The organism is Piscibacillus salipiscarius JCM 13188 (genome assembly GCF_001311865.1).
In the GTDB taxonomy this organism is placed as follows: Bacteria; Bacillota; Bacilli; order Bacillales; family Alkalibacillaceae; genus Piscibacillus; species Piscibacillus salipiscarius.
In genome coordinates this window covers 56441-77358 of sequence record NZ_BBCD01000013.1, presented here as the reverse complement: position 1 = coordinate 77358, position 20918 = coordinate 56441, and the positions used below count along the sequence as shown (strand labels likewise).

Sequence of the window (20918 nt, the reverse complement as noted above, 5' to 3'; positions counted from 1 at the left end):
CAAATTAGATGAATTAAAACAACGTTTTATGAATGAAATGAATGATGATTTTAATACAGCAAATGCCATTTCTGTACTGTTTGAGTTAGCAAAAGAGGCTAATATCTATATTCAGCAAGATCAAACGTCTACGACTATTATTGATGCATTTACAGATCTATTTGATGAATTAACGACGGTTCTTGGCATTTCTCTAGAAGAAATCGAGCTATTAGATAGCGATATAGAGGCGCTAATTGAAGAACGAATTCAAGCTAGGAAAGATCGTGATTTTGCTAGAGCAGACAAAATTCGTGATGAATTAAAAGATAAAGGAATTATTCTTGAAGACACTCCACAGGGAACGAGATGGAAACGATCATGACCAGCACACATGATGTTAAACAGATGAAGAGCTTAGCTTTAGCGTATATGGGAGATGCCGTGTATGAGCAGTATGTTCGTGAATACTTGATTAGGCAAGGAGAAGTGAAGCCGCAAGTGTTACATGAACATGCCGTGTCGTTTGTTTCTGCTGATGCTCAGGCTTATGTGCTTAAAGGCTGGCTTGATGAGGCTTTATTATCAGATGAGGAACAAGGTGTTGTTAGACGAGGCAGAAATGCTAAGTCTAACACTCCTAAAAGTACGGATGGACAAACTTACCGATTGAGTACAGCGTTTGAAGCATTAGTTGGGTATTTGTATTTAAAAGAAGATGATGAGCGATTAGGTTATCTCGTCACTCAAGCGATACAAGATTTAGAAGAAAGGAGAGCTTAGTATGAATGAAGAATGGATTATGGGGAAAAACCCGGTCATCGAAGCGTTGAAATCAGGAAGACCTATTAATAAAATTTTAATGCTAGAATCCATGGAAGGTCGTGTGCAATCTCAAATTGTCAAATCGGCAAAACAGCAGGGTGTACTAGTACAAAAAGTTCCAAAACACAAATTAGACCAAATTGCTGAACATCACCAAGGAGTAGTGGCTTCAGTTGCGGCTTATGAATATGCTGAGATTGACGATTTATTAGAAAATGCCAGAAAAAAGATGAAGCTCCTTTTTTAATCTTGTTAGATGAATTAGAAGACCCTAGAAACTTAGGATCTATTATGAGAACTGCTGATGCTGTTGGAGCGCACGGTATTGTAATCCCTAAGCGTAGATCTGTTCAGTTAACCCAAACAGTGGCTAAGGCATCAACTGGTGCTATTGAATATATTCCAGTAGCTAGAGTTACGAACATGAACCAAACGATTGAACGACTTAAAGAAGAAGGAATATGGGTAGTTGGGACAGATGCAAAAGGAAAACAGGATTTTCGTGAGTTAGATTATGATTTGCCATTAGCGGTTGTAGTTGGTAGCGAAGGAAAGGGGATTAGCCGTCTGGTACTTAAAAACTGCGACTGGTTAGTGCGCTTACCTATGAAAGGTCATGTCACATCTTTAAATGCATCTGTATCGGCTAGTTTGTTGATGTATGAAGTTTATAGAAATCGTTTTCCGCTAGGGTGATACCATGATTGTTCTAGTGGTTGACGGTTATAACATGATTGGTGACTGGCCTGAGTTAAAAGTTTTAAAAGAATTTCAACTAGAAGAAGCAAGAAATAGGCTAATTGAAATGTTAGCGGAGTATCAAGCCTACACTGGATATCGCGTCATTGTCGTTTTCGATGCATATGGTGTAAAAGGGACAGAGAAAAAGAGAAAAGAACACCGTCTTGACGTGATATTTACAAAAGAGAACGAAACAGCTGATGAACGGATTGAAAAACTAGTTAATGAAGTTAAAAAACGTTCAGACGAAAGTGTATGTTGCAACTTCTGATTTTGCTGAACAATGGACGATTTTCTCTAAAGGGGCACTTAGGAAATCCGCCAGAGAACTGTTATTAGAAGTTAGAGAAATTCATTCTGAGATTCAAGAAAGTGTAGAAGAGCATTTGACGCTGCAACCTAAATCTAAAATTCCTCTCAGTGAAGATGTACTTAAATACTTTGAGAAATGGCGACGCGGTGGTAAATAGTAAAATAGTAGTTGACTGAAAATTCACAATTCCTGTATAATGACTGTATATTGTAGTGTTCAGCTCTGGGGGGGATCTGTGTGGTCATCAATGAAGAGACGAAGAATCAAATAGATTGGACGGATTTAGATGACGAGGAAGTCGTTGAGTTTGTCCATGAAGGAAATGTACAAGCACTTGATTACTTAATAAACAAATACCGAAGTTTTGTAAGGGCTAAAGCGCGTACATATTTTTTAATTGGTGCAGACCGTGAGGATATTGTGCAAGAGGGCATGATTGGTCTGTATAAAGCCATTCGTGATTTTCAGTCTGAAAAATTATCATCGTTTAAAGCCTTTGCTGAACTCTGTGTGACTAGGCAAATTATTACGGCAATTAAAACAGCCACAAGGCAAAAGCATATTCCTTTGAATTCTTATGTCTCATTGGACAAGCCTATTTATGATGAAGAATCAGATCGAACCTTGTTAGATGTCATTGCTGAGCATGATACGTCAGATCCTGAGAAACTATTAGTTAATCGCGAGAAGTTCGTCGACATGGAAGATAAAATGGAAGAGTTGCTAAGCGAATTAGAAAGAGAAGTTTTACACTTATATTTAGATGGACAATCTTATCAGGAGATTTCATTACAGTTAAATCGTCATGTTAAGTCCATTGATAATGCCCTTCAACGCGTGAAACGTAAACTTGAGCGCCACTTATCCGTTAGCGAGCTCACCTATTAAATGCCATTGACACCCCATTTTGAACATGGTACATTAAACAAAGTGATAAAAAGGAAGAGGATTGTCATGCGAAAGAAAGTTGTGCTAGCATGCACGGTGTGTAATGGTAGAAACTATACTACAGATAAAAAACAACAAAGTGCAGAACGTATTGAAGTTAAAAAGTATTGCAAGAGATGCGGCGAGCATACATTGCATCGTGAAACAAAATAGATCAATTGCTCAGGTGTTTAAGAGGGGGACATGCAGTGTTTAAATTCTTAAAAGATGTAAACCGAGAAATGCAGAAGGTTAGTTGGCCTAAAAGCAATGAGTTATCAAAATATACGGTCATCGTTCTTCTTACAGTCTTATTTGTAGCTGTTTTCTTTACGGTTGTAGATTTAGGAATTTCTCAAGTACTAGAAATGTTGTAATGATTAAATTGATTATATAAAATGTATTTGTGATATAATGAATGAAGAGACAAAACCCGCGTTTAGTCGGGTTTTTTAATTTACCTAAAATTCGGCTATACCTGCTTTGTATAATCGATTAGATGAGGAGGGAAGGTTTTAAACCTAATATTATGGAGAAAAATTGGTATGTGGTTCATACTTACTCTGGTTATGAAAACAGAGTAAAACTTAACCTTGAAAAACGAATTGAGACGATGGGGATGGAAGATAAAATTTTCAGAGTCATCGTTCCTGAAGAGGAAGAAACAGAAGTTAAAAACGGCAAAACGTAAAACAGCGATGAAAAAAGTATTCCCCCGGCTATGTCCTAACGGAGATGGTTATGACGGATGATTCTTGGTTTGTTGTACGTAACACACCTGGTGTGACTGGGTTTGTCGGGTCTACTGGTTCTGGTGCGAAGCCAACACCACTTCTGCCTGATGAAGCGGACCGAGTCTTGAAACGTATGGGTGTTAAAGATGAAGTGAAAGATTTTGAGTTTGATCTAAAAGAATCCGTGCGTGTAACGGATGGGCCGTTTGCTAACTTTACTGGTACCATTGAAAACATTGATATGGATAAACAGAAGGTAAAGGTTCATGTTAATATGTTTGGAAGAGAAACTCCGGTAGAATTAGACTTCACCCAAATAGAAAAATTATAGGATAACCCTTGCCAACATCAATCAATATATGCTAGAATTTTTATGTTTCTTATGGTCTGAATAAGATACATGCATAGAAATATTGAGTGGGAGGGGAATGAACCCCATTTACCACATCACGGACTTTAAGGAGGTGTGTCTCGTGGCTAAAAAAGTAATTAATGTTGTTAAACTTCAAATTCCTGCTGGTAAAGCGAACCCAGCGCCACCAGTTGGTCCTGCATTAGGTCAAGCTGGAATCAACATCATGGGATTCTGTAAAGAGTTTAACGCAAAAACACAAGATCAAGCAGGTACAATTATTCCGGTTGAAATTTCGGTTTATGAAGACCGTTCATTTACATTCGTAACGAAAACCCCACCTGCTGCTGTGTTACTTAAGAAAGCAGCTGGTATTGAATCAGGTTCAGGTGAGCCTAACCGTAACAAAGTTGCAACGATTAAACGCGATCAAGTTCGCGAAATCGCTGAAACTAAAATGCCTGATTTAAACGCTGCTGATGTTGATGCAGCAATGCGCATGGTAGAAGGTACTGCGCGCAGCATGGGTATTGTCGTAGAAGACTAATCCCGTATTGAGATATGGCGGAAAGGGGTTGCGAAGTAATTCGCAACCTTTATTACGCTTATTTTTAGTATAACTTTGAAAGTCGTTCAAAGTAGAAATAGAGGCGAGCTCGTCGTAGTGATTGCAGCAAAACATCTTATTTGGATTGTAACTACGCCTCTGTCTTCGCCTAAAGGCTCGTGACATGCGAGTTTTCTTTAGTGGGAGGTCAAACCGTTAAAACCACAATGAGGAGGATTTATCATGCCAAAGAAAGGTAAAAAGTATCAAGAAGCATTAAAGCTTGTTGACCGCAACAAAGCTTATAATGCTAATGAAGCTATTGAACTAGTGAAAAAAGCTTCAACAGCAAACTTTGATGAAACAGTAGAAGCTGCTTTTCGTTTAGGTGTAGACCCTAAGAAAGCAGACCAACAAATCCGTGGAGCGATGGTTTTACCACACGGTACAGGTAAAACTCAACGCGTTTTAGTATTCGCTAAAGGTGAAAAAGCTAAAGAAGCGGAAGCAGCTGGTGCAGATTATGTTGGAGATGAAGAGTACATCAACAAAATCAACCAAGGATGGTTTGAATTTGATGTTGTTGTAGCCACTCCAGATATGATGGCGCAAGTTGGTAAATTAGGTCGTGTATTAGGACCAAAAGGTTTAATGCCGAACCCTAAAACAGGAACAGTTACTTTCGAGATTGAAAAAGCTGTTCAAGACATCAAAGCAGGTAAAGTTGAGTATCGTGTAGATAAAGCTGGAAACATTCATGTACCTATCGGTAAAGTTTCTTTCGATGATCAAAAGTTAGTTGAAAACTTTGATGCTTTAACTGAAACCATTGTAAAAGCTAAACCACAATCATCTAAAGGAACTTATATGAAAACGTTTCTGTGGCTTCAACTATGGGACCTGGCGTTAAAGTAGACGTTTCATCTTATCTATAATAATTAGTTGACAAACTTTTAAAAGTTATATATAATTGCGTTTGTTGAAAATTAAATGAATGACGTTATACCGTAGACAGTAGGAGCAGATATATCTGCTTAAAAGAATTCCTGCCGAGGTGTGCTAGATTGAAATGATGCGTACAAGTGTGTACGATTATGATATTGATGCCTCCATGTCTACATGGAGGTATTTTTTTGAGCGAAAACACCGCACGGTATGATCGGAAACCAACGACTAGGAGGTGGAACGATGAGCAATGTACTTGAACTGAAAAAACAGCAAGTCGATCAAATTGCAGAAAAACTACAAAACAGCAAAACTACAGTTCTTGTTGACTATCGCGGTTTAGATGTTGAAGAAGTGACTGAACTTCGTAAACAACTACGTGAAGCAGGTGTTGACTTTAAAGTTTACAAAACACAATGACTCGCTTCGCAACTGAAAAGCAGGTTTTGAAGGTCTTAACGAATTACTAGTAGGCCCAACAGCTATTGCAACTTGCGAGGAAGATGCAGTTGCTCCAGCGAAGGTTATAGGACAATTCGCTAAGGAACACGAAGCCCTAGAAATTAAGGGTGGCGTTATTGAAGGTCAGGTAGCAACACTTGATCAAATCAAGGAACTTGCAGAACTACCTTCATACGAAGGACTTGTATCTATGTTACTCAGCGTACTACAAGCACCAGTTCGCGACTTCGCTTATGTTACCAAAGCAGTTGCAGAACAAAAAGAAGAAGAAGGCGCTTAAGGCGTCATAGTCGGATAAAAACAAAAATACTTTAAGGAGGAACTTATCATGACTAAAGAGCAAATTATTGATGCTATTAAAGAAATGTCAGTATTAGAATTAAATGACTTAGTAAAAGCTATTGAGGAAGAGTTTGGCGTAACAGCTGCTGCACCAGTTGCGGCTGCGGGTGCTGCTGCAGGTGGCGAAGCTGCTGAAGAGAAAACTGAATTCGACGTTGTACTTGAAGAAGCAGGTGCATCTAAGATTAAAGTTGTTAAAGCAGTACGTGAAATCACTGGTCTTGGCCTAAAAGACGCTAAAGAGCTAGTAGATGGCGCTCCTGGAACAATTAAAGAAGCAGTAGCTAAAGAAGAAGCTGAAGAAATGAAGCTAAGCTTGAAGAAGTTGGCGCTAAAATCGAATTAAAATAGTATCACATTCATAAAGCTCGCTGTTCCATTCAGCGAGCTTATGTTTATTTAAACCTTATTTTCTATAGTGGTCTTTACACTGTAAAGAGGTGGCATTTATGAACGATCATTATTATTCAAAAAATCCTACAAGTAAAAGAAACCCTTCACAATTCCAAGCAACTCTTAGTTCCATCACATTAAACTTCCTTACAGACGAAGGTGTATTCTCCAAAAAGCAAGTTGATTTTGGTACAAAAACATTAATTGAGCATGTAGATTTAAAAGGGAACCAAGGCTCTATTCTTGATTTGGGTTGTGGTTACGGACCAATTGGGATCACATTGGCAAAGCGTTACCCTAATCGACGAGTTGTCATGGTTGATATAAATGAAAGAGCTGTTGAGTTAGCCAAAAAGAATTGTGAAATAAATGATGTAAAACAAGCTGAAGTATTGCAAAGTGACGGGATTGAAGCAGTTGCTAATCAAACCTTTGGGGCAGTCATTACAAATCCACCGTTTCGTGCAGGTAAGAAAGTTGTTCATCAAATGATGGATGACAGTTATAACCTCTTAGAAAATGAAGGGGAATTATGGGTGGTCGTACAGAAAAAACAAGGTGCTCCATCATTAAAAGACAAAATCGAGACATTGTTTGGAAATGTTGAGGTAGTCGTTAAGAATAAAGGGTATTATATATTGCGTGCCATAAGATTTGACTCGGATATACCCGTGTGATAATATTAAAAATGCCAATATATACGTTTGTTTGTCAAGGATTTTTATAAAAAGAAATCAAATAGTAAACAAAACGTATATTTTCGATACTTTTGACCGATAAATGTATAGAGTCTTAATTTTACTATTAAATGGGGTATTCATTCTGGAAAAAGTAAAGATGAACAACTCATTATTAAAAATCATTATAACAAACATTCGTTTTATGACGAATGTTAATATAAATAATGCTTGAAAAACTTTTAAGTGGATCAGGCAATGTTCGGCATGCCTTTTTGTCGGACCGTTTTGTTTGTCCTTAGTGAATCTTTTTCACTAAGTCTCTATTAAATCTGGTTGTTTGAGGGGTGAAGCAGTTGACAGGTCAACTAGTTCAATATGGTCGACACCGCCAACGTAGAAGTTATGCTAGGATTAGTGAAGTGCACGATCTGCCTAATCTAATCGAAATTCAAACCAAATCTTACGAGTGGTTTTTAAGAGACGGTTTGAAAGAAATGTTTGAAGACATTTCACCAATTGAGGATTTCACAGGAAACTTATCACTAGAGTTTGTGGATTATAGCTTAGGTGAACCAAAGTATCCTGTAGATGAAGCGAAGGAACGCGACGTGACGTATAACGCTCCTTTACGCGTTAAAGTCCGCCTCTTAAATAAAGAGACAGGTGAAGTGAAAGAACAAGAAGTCTTTATGGGTGACTTCCCATTAATGACAGATACCGGTACTTTCATTATTAATGGTGCCGAACGTGTTATCGTATCACAGCTTGTTCGTTCGCCAAGTGTTTATTTCAACGATAAAGTTGATAAGAATGGTAAAAGAGGTCATACTGCAACGGTTATACCGAACCGCGGCGCATGGCTAGAATTCGAGACGGATGCTAAAGATGTTGTTCACGTCAGAATTGACCGTACTCGTAAACTACCATTAACAGTGTTGCTAAGAGCATTAGGATTTAGCTCAGATGATGAAATTCTTGATCTTATTGGAGACAATGAGTTCTTACGCAATACATTAGAAAAAGATAATACCGAAGACAGCGAAAAAGCTTTAATTGAAATATATGAGCGTTTAAGACCGGGTGAACCCCCTACAGCTGACAATGCTCGTAGCTTATTATATTCACGTTTCTTTGATCCGAAACGTTACGACTTAGCTCGTGTTGGTCGTTACAAAATGAACAAGAAGCTTCATTTTAAGAACCGCTTATTAAATCAGACATTAGCTGAGACAATCGCGGACGAAGAAACAGGTGAAGTGATTGCAAGAAAAGGCGATAAGTTAAATCGCCGCCTATTAGATAAAATCATGCCTTATTTTGAAATGGAAGAGGATGCAGTTGGTGAGAAAATTCTAGAGCCGCAAGATGGGGTTTTAGAAGATCCGATTAAAATCCAATCCATAAAGATAGTAGACCCAACTGATCCTGAAGGGGAAAAAACACTTAATGTCATTAGCAATGGTAATGTAAGTGATCAGGTTAAGAACATTACTCCAGCTGATATTATAGCATCTATCAGTTATTTCTTTAACCTATTACACACGATTGGTAATACTGATGACATTGACCATTTAGGAAACCGTCGTTTACGTTCTGTTGGTGAGTTATTACAAAACCAATTCAGAATCGGTTTATCTCGAATGGAGCGTGTGGTTCGTGAACGTATGTCAATTCAAGACACAGATTCGATCACGCCACAACAATTAATCAACATTAGACCAGTAATTGCGTCTATTAAAGAGTTCTTTGGTAGCTCTCAGTTATCTCAGTTTATGTATCAAACAAATCCATTAGCTGAGTTAACTCACAAACGTCGTTTATCTGCATTAGGTCCTGGTGGTTTAACTCGTGAACGCGCAGGTTTTGAAGTGCGTGATGTTCACTATTCTCACTATGGACGTATGTGTCCAATTGAAACACCAGAAGGTCCAAACATCGGGTTAATTAACTCATTATCATCTTATGCAAAAGTAAATGAGTTCGGTTTATTGAAACACCTTACCGCCGTGTTGACCCAGAGACTGGGAAAGTAACAGAGCACGTTGATTACTTAACTGCTGATGAAGAAGATAATTACATCGTTGCTCAGGCTAACGCTAAATTAAATGACGATGGTTCATTTGTAGATGAAGAAGTCATCGCTCGTTTCCGTGGTGAAAACACTGCTGTTCCACGTGAACAGATCGATTATATGGACGTATCACCTAAACAGGTTGTGTCTGCTGCAACAGCTTGTATTCCATTCTTAGAGAACGATGACTCAAACCGTGCTTTAATGGGTGCAAACATGCAGCGTCAGGCAGTACCTTTAATCAGGCCAGATGCTCCATACGTTGGAACTGGTATGGAATATGTATCAGGTAAAGACTCAGGCGCAGCCGTAGTTGCGAAACATGCAGGTATTGTTGAAAAGGTTGAAGCTAAAGAAATTCATATTAGACGAATTTCTGAAGTGGACGGAAAAGAAGTTGAAGGTGACCTTGATAAATATCGCCTTGCAAAATTTGTTCGTTCCAACCAAGGTACGTGTTACAACCAAACTCCAATCATCTCTAAAGGTGATCGTGTTTCTGAAGGTGAGATTCTTGCTGATGGTCCATCTATGGACAAAGGTGAGCTTGCCTTAGGTCAGAACGCGCTTGTAGCGTTTATGACATGGGATGGTTACAACTATGAGGATGCCGTCATCATGAGTGAACGTATGGTGAAAGATGATGTCTTCACTTCGATTCATATTGAAGACTTTGAAACGGAAGCTCGTGATACGAAATTAGGACCTGAAGAAATCACACGCGACATTCCTAATGTTGGTGAAGATGCACTTAAAAACTTAGATGAAAATGGAATTATACGAGTTGGTGCAGAAGTTACTGATGGTGATTTATTAGTTGGTAAAGTAACACCTAAAGGTATGACAGAGCTTTCAGCAGAAGAACGTCTATTACATGCGATCTTTGGTGAAAAAGCTCGTGAAGTAAGAGATACATCATTAAGAGTACCTCACGGCGGCGGGGGCATCGTATTAGATGTTAAAACCTTTAACCGTGAAGATGGTGATGAATTATCACCTGGTGTTAATAAATTAGTACGTGTTTACATCGTACAGAAGCGTAAAATTTCCGAAGGGGATAAAATGGCTGGTCGTCACGGTAACAAAGGTGTTATCTCAAGAATTTTACCTGAAGAAGATATGCCTTACTTACCAGATGGAACGCCAGTTGATGTCATGTTAAACCCGCTCGGTGTACCTTCGCGTATGAACATTGGTCAGGTATTGGAATTACACCTAGGTATGGCAGCAAGAGAAATGGGAATCCGTGTTGCTTCTCCAGTTTTTGATGGGGCAACAGAAGAAGATGTTTGGGAAACTGTTCTTGAAGCTGGCTTAGCTAGAGATGGTAAGACAGTACTATACGATGGTCGTACAGGTAGTGCATTTGATAATCGTGTGTCTGTTGGTGTTATGTATATGATCAAACTAGAACACATGGTTGATGATAAATTACACGCACGTTCTACAGGACCATACTCACTTGTTACACAGCAACCACTTGGTGGTAAAGCGCAATTTGGTGGTCAGCGTTTTGGTGAGATGGAAGTTTGGGCACTTGAAGCATATGGTGCAGCTTATACGTTACAAGAAATCTTAACGGTTAAATCAGATGATGTTGTAGGCCGTGTGAAAACGTATGAAGCGATCGTTAAAGGTGAAAACCTGCCTGAACCAGGTGTTCCAGAATCGTTCCGAGTACTTATTAAGGAACTTCAAAGTCTTGGTATGGACGTTAAAATGTTGACTTCTGAACGTGATGAAATCGATATGCGCGATTTAGAAGATGAAGATCAATCTGAAGAATTAAATGTTTCGATGGAATCAACAGAAGATCAAAATGTAAGTGAGAAATAACGGTTAAAAATATAAGGGAGGTAGGCTCCTTGATCGATGTAAACAGATTTGAGTTTATGAAAATAGGATTAGCTTCACCTGATAAGATTCGTTCTTGGTCATTTGGTGAGGTTAAAAAGCCAGAAACCATTAACTATCGTACGTTAAAGCCTGAAAAAGATGGTTTATTCTGTGAACGTATTTTTGGACCTACAAAAGATTGGGAATGTCACTGCGGTAAGTATAAACGTGTCCGTTATAAGGGAGTCGTTTGTGACCGTTGTGGTGTTGAGGTTACGAAGGCAAAAGTACGCCGTGAGCGCATGGGGCACATTGAACTTGCTGCCCCTGTCTCACACATTTGGTATTTCAAAGGCATCCCTAGCCGAATGGGCTTAGTATTAGATTTATCACCTAGAGCTTTAGAAGAAGTTATTTATTTTGCTTCTTATATCGTGACGGATCCAGGTGATACGCCTTTAGAGAAAAAGCAACTATTAACGGAAAAAGAATTCCGTGCTTATTACGAGAAGTACGGAAATACGTTTAAGGCTCAAATGGGTGCTGAAGCAATCCGTAAGTTACTACAAGACGTTGATTTAGACCGTGAAGTTCAGGAGCTAAAAGAAGAGCTAAAAACAGCTCAAGGCCAGCGTCGTACAAGAGCTATTAAACGCCTTGAAGTATTAGAGTCATTCCGTAATTCAGGTAACAACCCTGATTGGATGATTATGGATGTACTTCCGATTATTCCACCTGAGTTAAGACCAATGGTGCAACTTGATGGTGGACGTTTTGCGACTTCAGACTTAAATGATTTATATCGCCGTGTGATCAATCGTAATAATCGTTTGAAGCGTCTGTTAGATTTAGGTGCGCCAACGATTATTGTGCAGAATGAGAAGCGTATGTTACAAGAGTCTGTTGATGCTTTAATTGATAATGGTAGACGTGGCCGCCCTGTTACAGGACCGGGTAACCGCCCATTAAAATCACTTTCTCACATGCTTAAAGGTAAGCAAGGGCGTTTCCGTCAGAACTTACTTGGTAAGCGTGTTGATTATTCAGGTCGTTCTGTAATCGTTGTAGGACCTAACTTAAAAATGTATCAGTGCGGATTACCAAAAGAGATGGCAATTGAATTATTTAAACCATTTGTCATGCGTGAATTAGTAAACCGTGGCTTAGCTCATAATATTAAGTCGGCCAAGCGAAGCATTGAACGCTTGCGTCCAGAGATTTGGGACGTATTAGAAGATGTGATTAAAGAGCATCCGGTACTACTGAACCGTGCACCAACCCTTCACCGTCTTGGTATTCAAGCATTTGAACCAACGCTTGTTGAAGGTCGTGCAATCCGCCTGCACCCATTAGTATGTACAGCATATAACGCTGACTTTGATGGTGACCAAATGGCAGTTCACGTCCCGCTTTCACCAGAAGCTCAAGCTGAAGCTCGCATTTTAATGTTAGCGGCTCAAAATATCCTAAACCCTAAAGATGGTAAACCAGTTGTTACACCATCACAGGATATGGTTTTAGGTAACTATTATTTAACTCTTGAGCGTGAGAACGCACTTGGTGAAGGCTCAATTTATTCCTCGTATGAGGAAGCGATTTTAGCTTACGATAATGGCTATGTACACTTACACAGTCGTATTGGAATAAAAGCTAGTTCGCTAGGTAATCCTCATTTTACTGAGGAACAAAATGAGAAAATCCTTGTTACAACGATTGGTAAGTTAATCTTTAATGATATGCTACCGAATTCGTTCCCTTATATGAACGAACCAACATCATTCAACTTAGAAGAGCATACACCTGATGTGCACTTTGTTGATGTGACAACTAACCTTAAAGAGGAAGTGCCTAATCGAGAGTTAATCAAGCCATTTAAGAAAGGAATTTTAGGAGATATTATCGCAGAAGTGTTTAAACACTATAAGATCTCTGAGACTTCTAAGATGCTTGATAAGATGAAAGACTTAGGTTTTAAATATTCTACTAAAGCTGGTATTACAATCGGTGTATCTGACATTGTTGTTCTATCTGAAAAGCAACAATTCTTAGATTCTGCTCAAGCTAAAATAGATAAAGTTATGAAGCAATTCCGTCGTGGTTTAATTACCGAAGAAGAACGTTACGATCGTGTTATTGCTATTTGGACAGAAGCTAAGGATCGAATTCAAGAGAAACTAATGGTTTCATTAGACGCATTAAACCCAATCTTCATGATGAGTGACTCAGGAGCTCGTGGTAACGCATCTAACTTCACACAGTTAGCTGGTATGCGTGGTCTAATGGCAAACCCATCAGGTAAAATCATTGAGTTACCGATCAAGTCAAGCTTCCGTGAAGGTTTAACGGTATTAGAATACTTTATTTCAACACACGGTGCTCGTAAAGGTCTTGCGGATACAGCGCTTAAGACTGCAGACTCAGGTTACTTAACTCGTCGTCTAGTTGATGTAGCGCAAGATGTCATTATACGTGAGCATGATTGTGGTACGGACCGCGGAATGACAGTTAGTGCATTAACTGAAGGTAATGAAACGATTGTTCCTCTATACGATCGTTTAGTAGGACGTACGGCGTTTAGAAAAGTACGCCATCCTGAAACTGGTGATGTCATTATTGATCGCAACGAATTAATTACTGAGGACACTGCAAAAGCGATTGAAGATGCAGGCGTTGAATCAGTTGTTATTCGTTCCGTCTTTACTTGTAACACTCATCACGGTGCTTGTGTTAAATGTTATGGACGTAATATGGCAACGGGTGACCGCGTTGAATCAGGCGAAGCTGTTGGTATCATGCTGCGCAGTCAATCGGTGAGCCAGGCACCCAGTTAACCATGCGTACATTCCACACTGGTGGTGTTGCTGGAGACGATATTACACAAGGTTTACCGCGTATCCAAGAGATCTTCGAAGCGCGTAACCCTAAAGGTCAGGCAGTTATCAGTGAAATAGATGGTACTGTTCTAGAAATTAATGATGTAAAAGACAAGAAAGAAGTTGTCGTTCAAGGTGAAGTTGAAAACCGTAACTATACAACACCATACAATGCACGCATGAAAGTTGAAGTTGGAGATGAAGTTATTGCAGGTCAGGCGCTAACTGAAGGTTCGATTGACCCGAAAGAACTCATCAAAGCTCAAGGCTTACAAGGTGTAGAAGAGTACTTATTAAAAGAAGTACAAAAGTTTACCGCATGCAAGGTGTTGAAATCAGTGATAAACACATCGAAGTTATGGTTCGTCAGATGTTAAATAAAGTACGTGTCATTGAATCAGGTGACACAGACGTTATCCCTGGATCATTACTCGATGTTAACCAGTTTAGAGAAGCTAACCGCCAAGTTCTAAAAGAAGGTAAGCAACCAGCTATTGCGAAGCCTATTATTCTTGGTATTACGAAAGCTTCACTTGAAACAGATTCATTCTTATCTGCTGCATCATTCCAGGAGACCACAAGAGTCTTAACAGATGCTGCAATTAAAGGTAAGTATGATGATCTACTAGGACTTAAAGAGAACGTTATCATCGGTAAACTTGTCCCTGCAGGTACTGGTTTGGCGAAATATCGTAATCTAGAAGCCGATAAAGATGAAGTTGAAGTAGTAGAAGAAGTGGAAGAAATGACAACAGAAGCATAAAAGGTTGAAGCACCTTGAATTGATTTATAATTTTATTGACAATAAATTAGGTCAATGATAATATATTCAAGGTGCTTCATATAACCTGTTTACTTTGGAGGATGTAGAATGTCTTATGAAAAAGTAGCACAGGCTAAATCTAGTTTAATTATTGGAGCTAAACAAGTGCTAAAATCCATGAAGCATGGAAAGGTACTTGAAGTCGTTGTGGCTGAAAATGCCGAACGACGTATAACGGATAAAGTATTGAAAGCAGCCAATGATTACGATGTTCCAATAACGTTTGTTGCGTCGATGAGAAAATTGGGCGAAGCGAGCGGGATCGATGTCGGTGCAGCTGCTGTGGCAATTAAAAAATAAACTTTCTACACACAGGTGTATGAAGTTTGTTTTTTGCCCAATTATGAACCACCTGGATGTGTGGGATTAGAAATGCTTATTAAAGAAGGGAGGATATAACATGCCAACTATTAACCAATTAGTTCGTAAAGGCCGTAAAACAAGATCTAAAAAGTCTGACTCACCAGCACTTAACAAAGGATTTAACTCTTATAAGAAGAAGTTTACTGATAATCCGGCTCCTCAAAACGTGGAGTGTGCACGCGTGTAGCGACTATGACACCGAAAAAACCGAACTCAGCATTACGTAAATATGCACGTGTTCGTTTATCGAACCAAATTGAGGTTACAGCATACATTCCTGGTATCGGCCACAACCTACAAGAGCACAGTGTTGTTCTAATTCGTGGTGGACGTGTAAAAGACTTACCAGGTGTTCGTTACCACATCGTTCGTGGTGCGTTAGATACTGCTGGTGTTGAAGGCCGTATGCAAAGTCGTTCTAAATACGGTGCTAAAAAGCCTAAAAAATAATCGGTTTTTAAGATATAGATCATCAAGGAAAGGAGGAACTCTACATGCCACGTAAAGGATCAGTTCCTAAAAGAGACGTATTACCAGATCCAATTTATAACTCTAAACTAGTAACACGTTTAATCAACCAAATCATGGTTGACGGTAAAAAGGTGTTGCACAAAAATCCTATACAATGCGTTTGATTTAGTACAAGAACGTAGTGGTCAAAACGCTATGGATGTTTTTGAAGAAGCAATGAAAAATGTTATGCCTGTATTGGAAGTACGCGCTAGACGTGTTGGTGGTTCAAACTACCAAGTACCAGTTGAGGTACGTCCAGAACGTCGTCAAGCACTAGGTTTACGCTTCATTGTTAACTACGCAAGATTACGCGGAGAGAAAACAATGGAAGAGCGTTTAGCTAATGAAATTTTAGATGCATCAAATAATACAGGTGCTGCGGTAAAACGCCGTGAAGAAATGCACAAATGGCAGAAGCGAACAAAGCGTTTGCTCACTATCGTTGGTAATATTATATTTATAATACAATCTAGCTCTAATACAGGAAGGAGAAATGAATATGCCTAGAGAGTTCTCCTTAGACAGGTATCGTAATATCGGGATCATGGCTCACATTGATGCCGGTAAAACAACAGCTACTGAACGTATTCTTTTCTATACAGGACGCATTCATAAGCTGGGAGAAACTCACGAAGGGGCTTCCCAAATGGACTGGATGGAGCAGGAGCAGGAGCGTGGAATCACGATTACCTCTGCTGCTACAACAGCCCAGTGGAAGGACCATCGTATTAACATCATCGATACACCTGGACACGTAGACTTCACAGTTGAAGTTGAACGTTCACTTCGTGTACTTGATGGTTCAGTTGCGTTATTAGACGCACAATCAGGTGTTGAGCCACAAACGGAAACGGTTTGGCGCCAAGCTACAACATACGGTGTACCACGTGTTGTATTCATCAACAAAATGGATAAAGTCGGTGCAGATTTCTTATACTCTGTAAGTACTTTAGAAGATCGCTTAGGTGCGAATGCGCATCCTATCCAGTTACCAATTGGTGCTGAGGATCAGTTCGAAGGAATCATTGATTTAGTAGAAATGAAAGCTTATTTCTATGAAGATGACCTTGGAACTCGCGCTAAAGCGACAGATATTCCTGATGAGTACAAAGATCAAGCAGAAGAATACCGCGGACGTCTAGTCGAAGCGATTGCTGAGCTTGATGAAGATTTAATGATGAAATATCTTGAAGGTGAAGAATTCTCTGTTGATGAATTAAAAGCAGCAATTCGTAAAGCGACTTGTGATGTAGAATTCTACCCTGTAATGTGTGGTTCTGCCTTCAAAAACAAAGGTGTTCAGTTATTACTAGATGCAGTAATTGACTATCTTCCATCACCATTAGACGTACCTCCAATTGAAGGTATCGTACCTGGTACAGATGAAGAAGTTGTTCGTAAGTCTGATGACAACGAACCATTCTCTGCATTAGCATTCAAAGTTATGACAGACCCTTATGTTGGTAAATTAACATTCTTCCGTGTTTACTCGGGTACTTTAAGCAGTGGTTCTTATGTTAAGAACGCTTCTAAAGATAAGCGTGAGCGTGTAGGTCGTATCCTACAAATGCACGCAAACCACCGTGAAGAAGTAGACATGGTTTACGCTGGCGATATTGCTGGTGGTGTTGGTTTGAAAGATACTGCAACAGGTGACACTCTATGTGAGGAAAAGAATTTAGTTATTCTTGAATCTATGGAATTTCCTGATCCAGTTATTGCGGTTGCTATTGAACCAAGATCTAAATCAGACCAAGATAAAATGGGTATCGCTTTAGGTAAACTAGCTGAGGAAGACCCTACTTTCCGTACTGAAACAAACGAAGAGACAGGCCAAACAATTATTCATGGTATGGGTGAACTTCACCTAGACATCATTGTTGACCGTCTAAAACGTGAGTTTAAAGTTGACGCAAATGTAGGTGCTCCGCAGGTTGCTTACCGTGAAACTTTCCGTGGTTCTGCGGAAGTTGAAGGTAAATTCGTACGTCAGTCTGGTGGTCGTGGACAATACGGTCACGTTTGGGTTAAATTTGAACCAAACGAAGAAGGTGCTGGCTTCGAATTCGTAAACAAAATCGTTGGTGGTGTTGTACCGAAAGAATATATCCCATCAGTTCAAGCTGGTATTGAGGATTCAATGGAAAATGGGGTACTTGCAGGTTATCCACTAATCGATGTTAAAGCTACTTTATATGATGGTTCATACCACGATGTAGACTCGAACGAGACTGCGTTTAAAGTAGCTGCATCTATGGCTCTTAAAGAAGCTAAAAACAAATGTAACCCTGTTTTACTAGAACCAATGATGAAAGTAGAAATCGTTGTTCCTGAAGAATACATGGGTGACATTATGGGTGACGTAACTTCTCGCCGTGGACGTGTAGAAGGTATGGGTTCACGCGGTAATGCATCAGTTGTTAATGCATTCGTGCCACTTTCTGAAATGTTCGGTTATGCAACTGCATTACGTTCGAACACTCAAGGTCGTGGAACTTATACTATGCACTTCAGCCATTACGAGGAAGTTCCTAAGAGCATCTCAGAAGAAATCATCAAGAAAAATAGTGGTCAATAAATCACTATTTTAAAAAACACAATAAGAATTATTGTAAACAGTAATCTCCTAATGCTATATTAGGAGATGACTGAAACATATAAAACTTAATTCAATTTTAAGGAGGAAATATAAATGTCAAAAGAAAAAATTTGACCGTTCCAAATCACACGTTAACATTGGTACTATCGGACACGTTGACCATGGTAAAACAACTTTAACTGCAGCAATCACAACTGTATTACACCAAAAATCAGGTAAAGGTACTGCAATGGCTTATGACCAAATCGACGGTGCTCCTGAAGAAAAAGAGCGTGGAATCACAATTTCTACAGCTCACGTTGAGTATGAAACTGAAAACCGTCACTATGCTCACGTTGACTGCCCAGGACACGCTGACTATGTTAAAAACATGATCACTGGTGCAGCACAAATGGACGGCGCGATCTTAGTTGTATCTGCAGCTGATGGTCCAATGCCACAAACTCGTGAGCACATCCTACTTTCTCGTCAGGTTGGTGTACCTGCCATCGTTGTATTCTTAAACAAATGTGACATGGTAGACGACGAAGAGCTACTAGAACTAGTTGAAATGGAAGTACGTGACTTACTATCTGAATACGACTTCCCTGGTGACGATGTACCAGTAGTTAAAGGTTCTGCTCTAATGGCTCTTGAAGGCGAAGAGCAATACGTTAACGCGATCTATGAATTAATGGATGCTGTTGACGAGTATATCCCAACTCCAGACCGTGACACTGATAAACCATTCATGATGCCAGTTGAGGACGTATTCTCAATCACTGGCCGTGGTACAGTTGCTACTGGCCGTGTTGAACGTGGTCAAGTATCAGTTGGTGACGAAGTTGAAATCGTTGGTCTTGCTGAAGACGCAAGCAAAACTACTGTAACTGGTGTTGAAATGTTCCGTAAGCTTCTTGACTATGCTGAAGCTGGTGACAACATTGGTGCACTATTACGTGGTGTTTCTCGTGAAGAAATCAAACGTGGTCAAGTACTAGCTAAGCCTGGTTCGATCACTCCACACACTAAATTTAAAGCAGAAGTTTATGTTCTATCTAAAGAAGAAGGTGGACGTCATACTCCATTCTTCACAAACTACGTCCGCAGTTCTACTTCCGTACAACTGACGTAACTGGTGTAATCCAGCTACCAGAAGGAGTAGAAATGGTAATGCCTGGCGATAACGTTGAAATGGACGTTGAGCTAATCACAACAGTTGCGATTGAAGAAGGTACTAAATTCTCAATCCGTGAAGGTGGCCGTACAGTAGGCGCTGGCGTTGTTTCAACTATCACTGAATAATAACAGTTAATTCAAAAGACTACCGATCTATTCGGTAGTCTTTTTTGTTTTTAATTAAACTAAAAAAGAGTAAATTTACTAGGCTATTATCATAATTTTTCTGAATATTACCCTATTGGTTGAAAGAGGCGCTAAACCTTAGTATAATAACTAAGGTGATTGCAAAGAAACTTATTGAAATTCCTTGCTAATAGCGGGTTTATTCTGTATAATGTTTAATGTTGCAGTCATATCAAAGGCGATGAAGTGGAAGGTTGCTGACACACCCGGCCCCTTTGCCATGGCGAGTGTGGAGGAAATTTTCACGGAGTATGTCTGTTGAAAAGATAGACGAAAAGGAGGGAAAGTAATGGCAAAAGAGAAAATCCGTATCCGCTTAAAAGCTTATGATCACCGTGTGCTTGATCAATCAGCGGAGAAAATCGTAGAAACGGCAAAACGTTCTGGAGCAGAGGTTTCTGGTCCGATCCCATTGCCAACTGAGCGCTCTGTTTACACAATCTTACGTGCAGTTCACAAGTATAAAGATGCTCGTGAACAATTTGAAATGCGCACACACAAACGTTTGATTGACATTCTGAGCCCAACGCCTCAAACAGTTGACTCATTAATGAGATTAGACTTACCATCTGGCGTTGATATTGAAATTAAACTATAAAACAATTTTTAGGAGGTGTAACGGATGGCGAAAGGAATCTTAGGACGCAAAATCGGAATGACTCAACTTTTCTCTGAAAACGGCGAACTAGTACCTGTAACAGTAATTCAAGCTGAAGGTAACGTAGTTCTTCAGAAGAAATCAGTTGAAAACGATGGCTATGAAGCTATTCAAGTAGGTTTTGCGGATCAAAAAGAATCGAATGCGAATAAACCGGCAAAAGGTCATGCAGAGAAGGCCAATACTAAGCCTAAGCGCTTCATTCGCGAAATCCGTAACGTAAATCTTGACGAATATGAAGTAGGTCAAGAGTTAAGTGTGGATGTTTTTGAAGCAGGAGAAAAAATCGACGTAACCGGAACTTCTAAAGGTAAAGGGTTCCAAGGTGCGATTAAACGACATAATCAACAACGTGGACCTATGACTCACGGTTCGCATTATCACCGTGCTCCAGGTGCGATGGGTGTTATTGACCCTATGCGCGTATTCAAAGGTAAAAATTACCTGGGCAAATGGGTGGTCAAACTGTAACTATTCAAAACTTAGAAGTTGTAAAAGTAGATACAGAGAACAACTTGATTCTTGTAAAAGGTAATGTACCTGGTGCGAAGAAATCATATGTTGAAATTTCAAGTGCGGTTAAGGCTAACTAAATATT

At 39.5% G+C, this 20918-nt stretch carries 11 protein-coding genes, 12 pseudogenes and 1 other annotated feature; all 23 genes and pseudogenes read left to right on the top strand.

Going from position 1 to position 20918, the window contains the following annotated elements; genetic code table 11:
- Window positions 1-28 precede the first annotated feature (28 nt).
- Window positions 29-364 (top strand): DALR domain-containing protein, encoded by a 336-nt coding sequence (locus tag JCM13188_RS20905; RefSeq protein ID WP_369404948.1) that lies wholly within the window; start codon window positions 29-31, stop codon window positions 362-364.
- Entirely contained in the window at window positions 361-762 is a 402-nt protein-coding gene (locus JCM13188_RS10305) for a Mini-ribonuclease 3 (RefSeq protein WP_054753908.1), read from the top strand. The genes JCM13188_RS20905 and JCM13188_RS10305 overlap by 4 nt, the downstream gene beginning before the upstream one ends.
- 1 nt (window position 763) lies before the next feature.
- Window positions 764-1500, top strand: a pseudogene (gene rlmB, locus JCM13188_RS10300) (23S rRNA (guanosine(2251)-2'-O)-methyltransferase RlmB).
- A gap of 4 nt (window positions 1501-1504) precedes the next feature.
- Window positions 1505-2015, top strand: a pseudogene (locus tag JCM13188_RS10295) (NYN domain-containing protein).
- A gap of 80 nt (window positions 2016-2095) precedes the next feature.
- Complete coding sequence (gene sigH, locus JCM13188_RS10290) at window positions 2096-2746, top strand: RNA polymerase sporulation sigma factor SigH (protein ID WP_377330241.1); 651 nt, start codon at window positions 2096-2098, stop codon at window positions 2744-2746.
- Window positions 2747-2812: 66 nt separating this feature from the next.
- Window positions 2813-2959 (top strand): 50S ribosomal protein L33, encoded by a 147-nt coding sequence (gene rpmG / locus JCM13188_RS10285; RefSeq protein ID WP_054753904.1) that lies wholly within the window; start codon window positions 2813-2815, stop codon window positions 2957-2959.
- Between the two features lie 35 nt (window positions 2960-2994).
- Window positions 2995-3162 carry a preprotein translocase subunit SecE gene (gene secE / locus JCM13188_RS10280; RefSeq protein WP_054753902.1) on the top strand — a complete coding sequence of 56 codons (168 nt, stop codon included), beginning with the start codon at window positions 2995-2997 and terminating at the stop codon, window positions 3160-3162.
- 152 nt (window positions 3163-3314) lie between these two features.
- A pseudogene (nusG, locus tag JCM13188_RS10275) lies at window positions 3315-3850 on the top strand (transcription termination/antitermination protein NusG).
- Window positions 3851-3992: 142 nt separating this feature from the next.
- On the top strand, window positions 3993-4418 hold the full coding sequence (rplK, locus tag JCM13188_RS10270; protein WP_054753900.1) for a 50S ribosomal protein L11: 426 nt from the start codon (window positions 3993-3995) through the stop codon (window positions 4416-4418).
- A gap of 243 nt (window positions 4419-4661) precedes the next feature.
- Window positions 4662-5353 (top strand): annotated as a pseudogene (rplA, locus tag JCM13188_RS10265) (50S ribosomal protein L1).
- A 52-nt stretch (window positions 5354-5405) separates the two neighbouring features.
- Window positions 5406-5559 (top strand) — a sequence feature (ribosomal protein L10 leader region).
- Between the two features lie 47 nt (window positions 5560-5606).
- A pseudogene (gene rplJ, locus JCM13188_RS10260) lies at window positions 5607-6105 on the top strand (50S ribosomal protein L10).
- A gap of 48 nt (window positions 6106-6153) precedes the next feature.
- Window positions 6154-6518: pseudogene (gene rplL, locus JCM13188_RS10255) on the top strand (50S ribosomal protein L7/L12).
- A 98-nt stretch (window positions 6519-6616) separates the two neighbouring features.
- Complete coding sequence (locus tag JCM13188_RS10250) at window positions 6617-7237, top strand: class I SAM-dependent methyltransferase (protein ID WP_054753897.1); 621 nt, start codon at window positions 6617-6619, stop codon at window positions 7235-7237.
- A 356-nt stretch (window positions 7238-7593) separates the two neighbouring features.
- Window positions 7594-11147, top strand: a pseudogene (gene rpoB, locus JCM13188_RS10245) (DNA-directed RNA polymerase subunit beta).
- A 56-nt stretch (window positions 11148-11203) separates the two neighbouring features.
- A pseudogene (gene rpoC, locus JCM13188_RS10240) lies at window positions 11204-14397 on the top strand (DNA-directed RNA polymerase subunit beta').
- Window positions 14340-14783: an RNA polymerase Rpb1, domain 5 protein gene (locus JCM13188_RS20900; protein WP_369404947.1), complete on the top strand. Its 444-nt coding sequence runs from the start codon at window positions 14340-14342 to the stop codon at window positions 14781-14783. Before rpoC ends, JCM13188_RS20900 begins: the two are co-directional and overlap by 58 nt.
- Window positions 14784-14891: 108 nt before the next feature.
- Window positions 14892-15143 carry a 50S ribosomal protein L7ae-like protein gene (locus JCM13188_RS10235; protein ID WP_054753894.1) on the top strand — a complete coding sequence of 84 codons (252 nt, stop codon included), beginning with the start codon at window positions 14892-14894 and terminating at the stop codon, window positions 15141-15143.
- Window positions 15144-15243: 100 nt separating this feature from the next.
- Window positions 15244-15656 (top strand): annotated as a pseudogene (rpsL, locus tag JCM13188_RS10230) (30S ribosomal protein S12).
- Window positions 15657-15700: 44 nt separating this feature from the next.
- A pseudogene (rpsG, locus tag JCM13188_RS10225) lies at window positions 15701-16168 on the top strand (30S ribosomal protein S7).
- Window positions 16169-16218: 50 nt separating this feature from the next.
- A complete protein-coding gene (gene fusA / locus JCM13188_RS10220) occupies window positions 16219-18297 on the top strand; it encodes an elongation factor G (protein WP_054753890.1) in 2079 nt (692 codons plus the stop codon).
- Between the two features lie 94 nt (window positions 18298-18391).
- Window positions 18392-19602, top strand: a pseudogene (gene tuf / locus JCM13188_RS10215) (elongation factor Tu).
- A 349-nt stretch (window positions 19603-19951) separates the two neighbouring features.
- The gene (gene rpsJ, locus JCM13188_RS10210) at window positions 19952-20260 is read left to right on the top strand and encodes a 30S ribosomal protein S10 (protein WP_054753888.1); all 309 of its coding nucleotides are present in this window, start codon (window positions 19952-19954) and stop codon (window positions 20258-20260) included.
- 24 nt (window positions 20261-20284) lie between these two features.
- Window positions 20285-20913, top strand: a pseudogene (gene rplC / locus JCM13188_RS10205) (50S ribosomal protein L3).
- The last annotated feature ends 5 nt before the right edge of the window (window positions 20914-20918 follow it).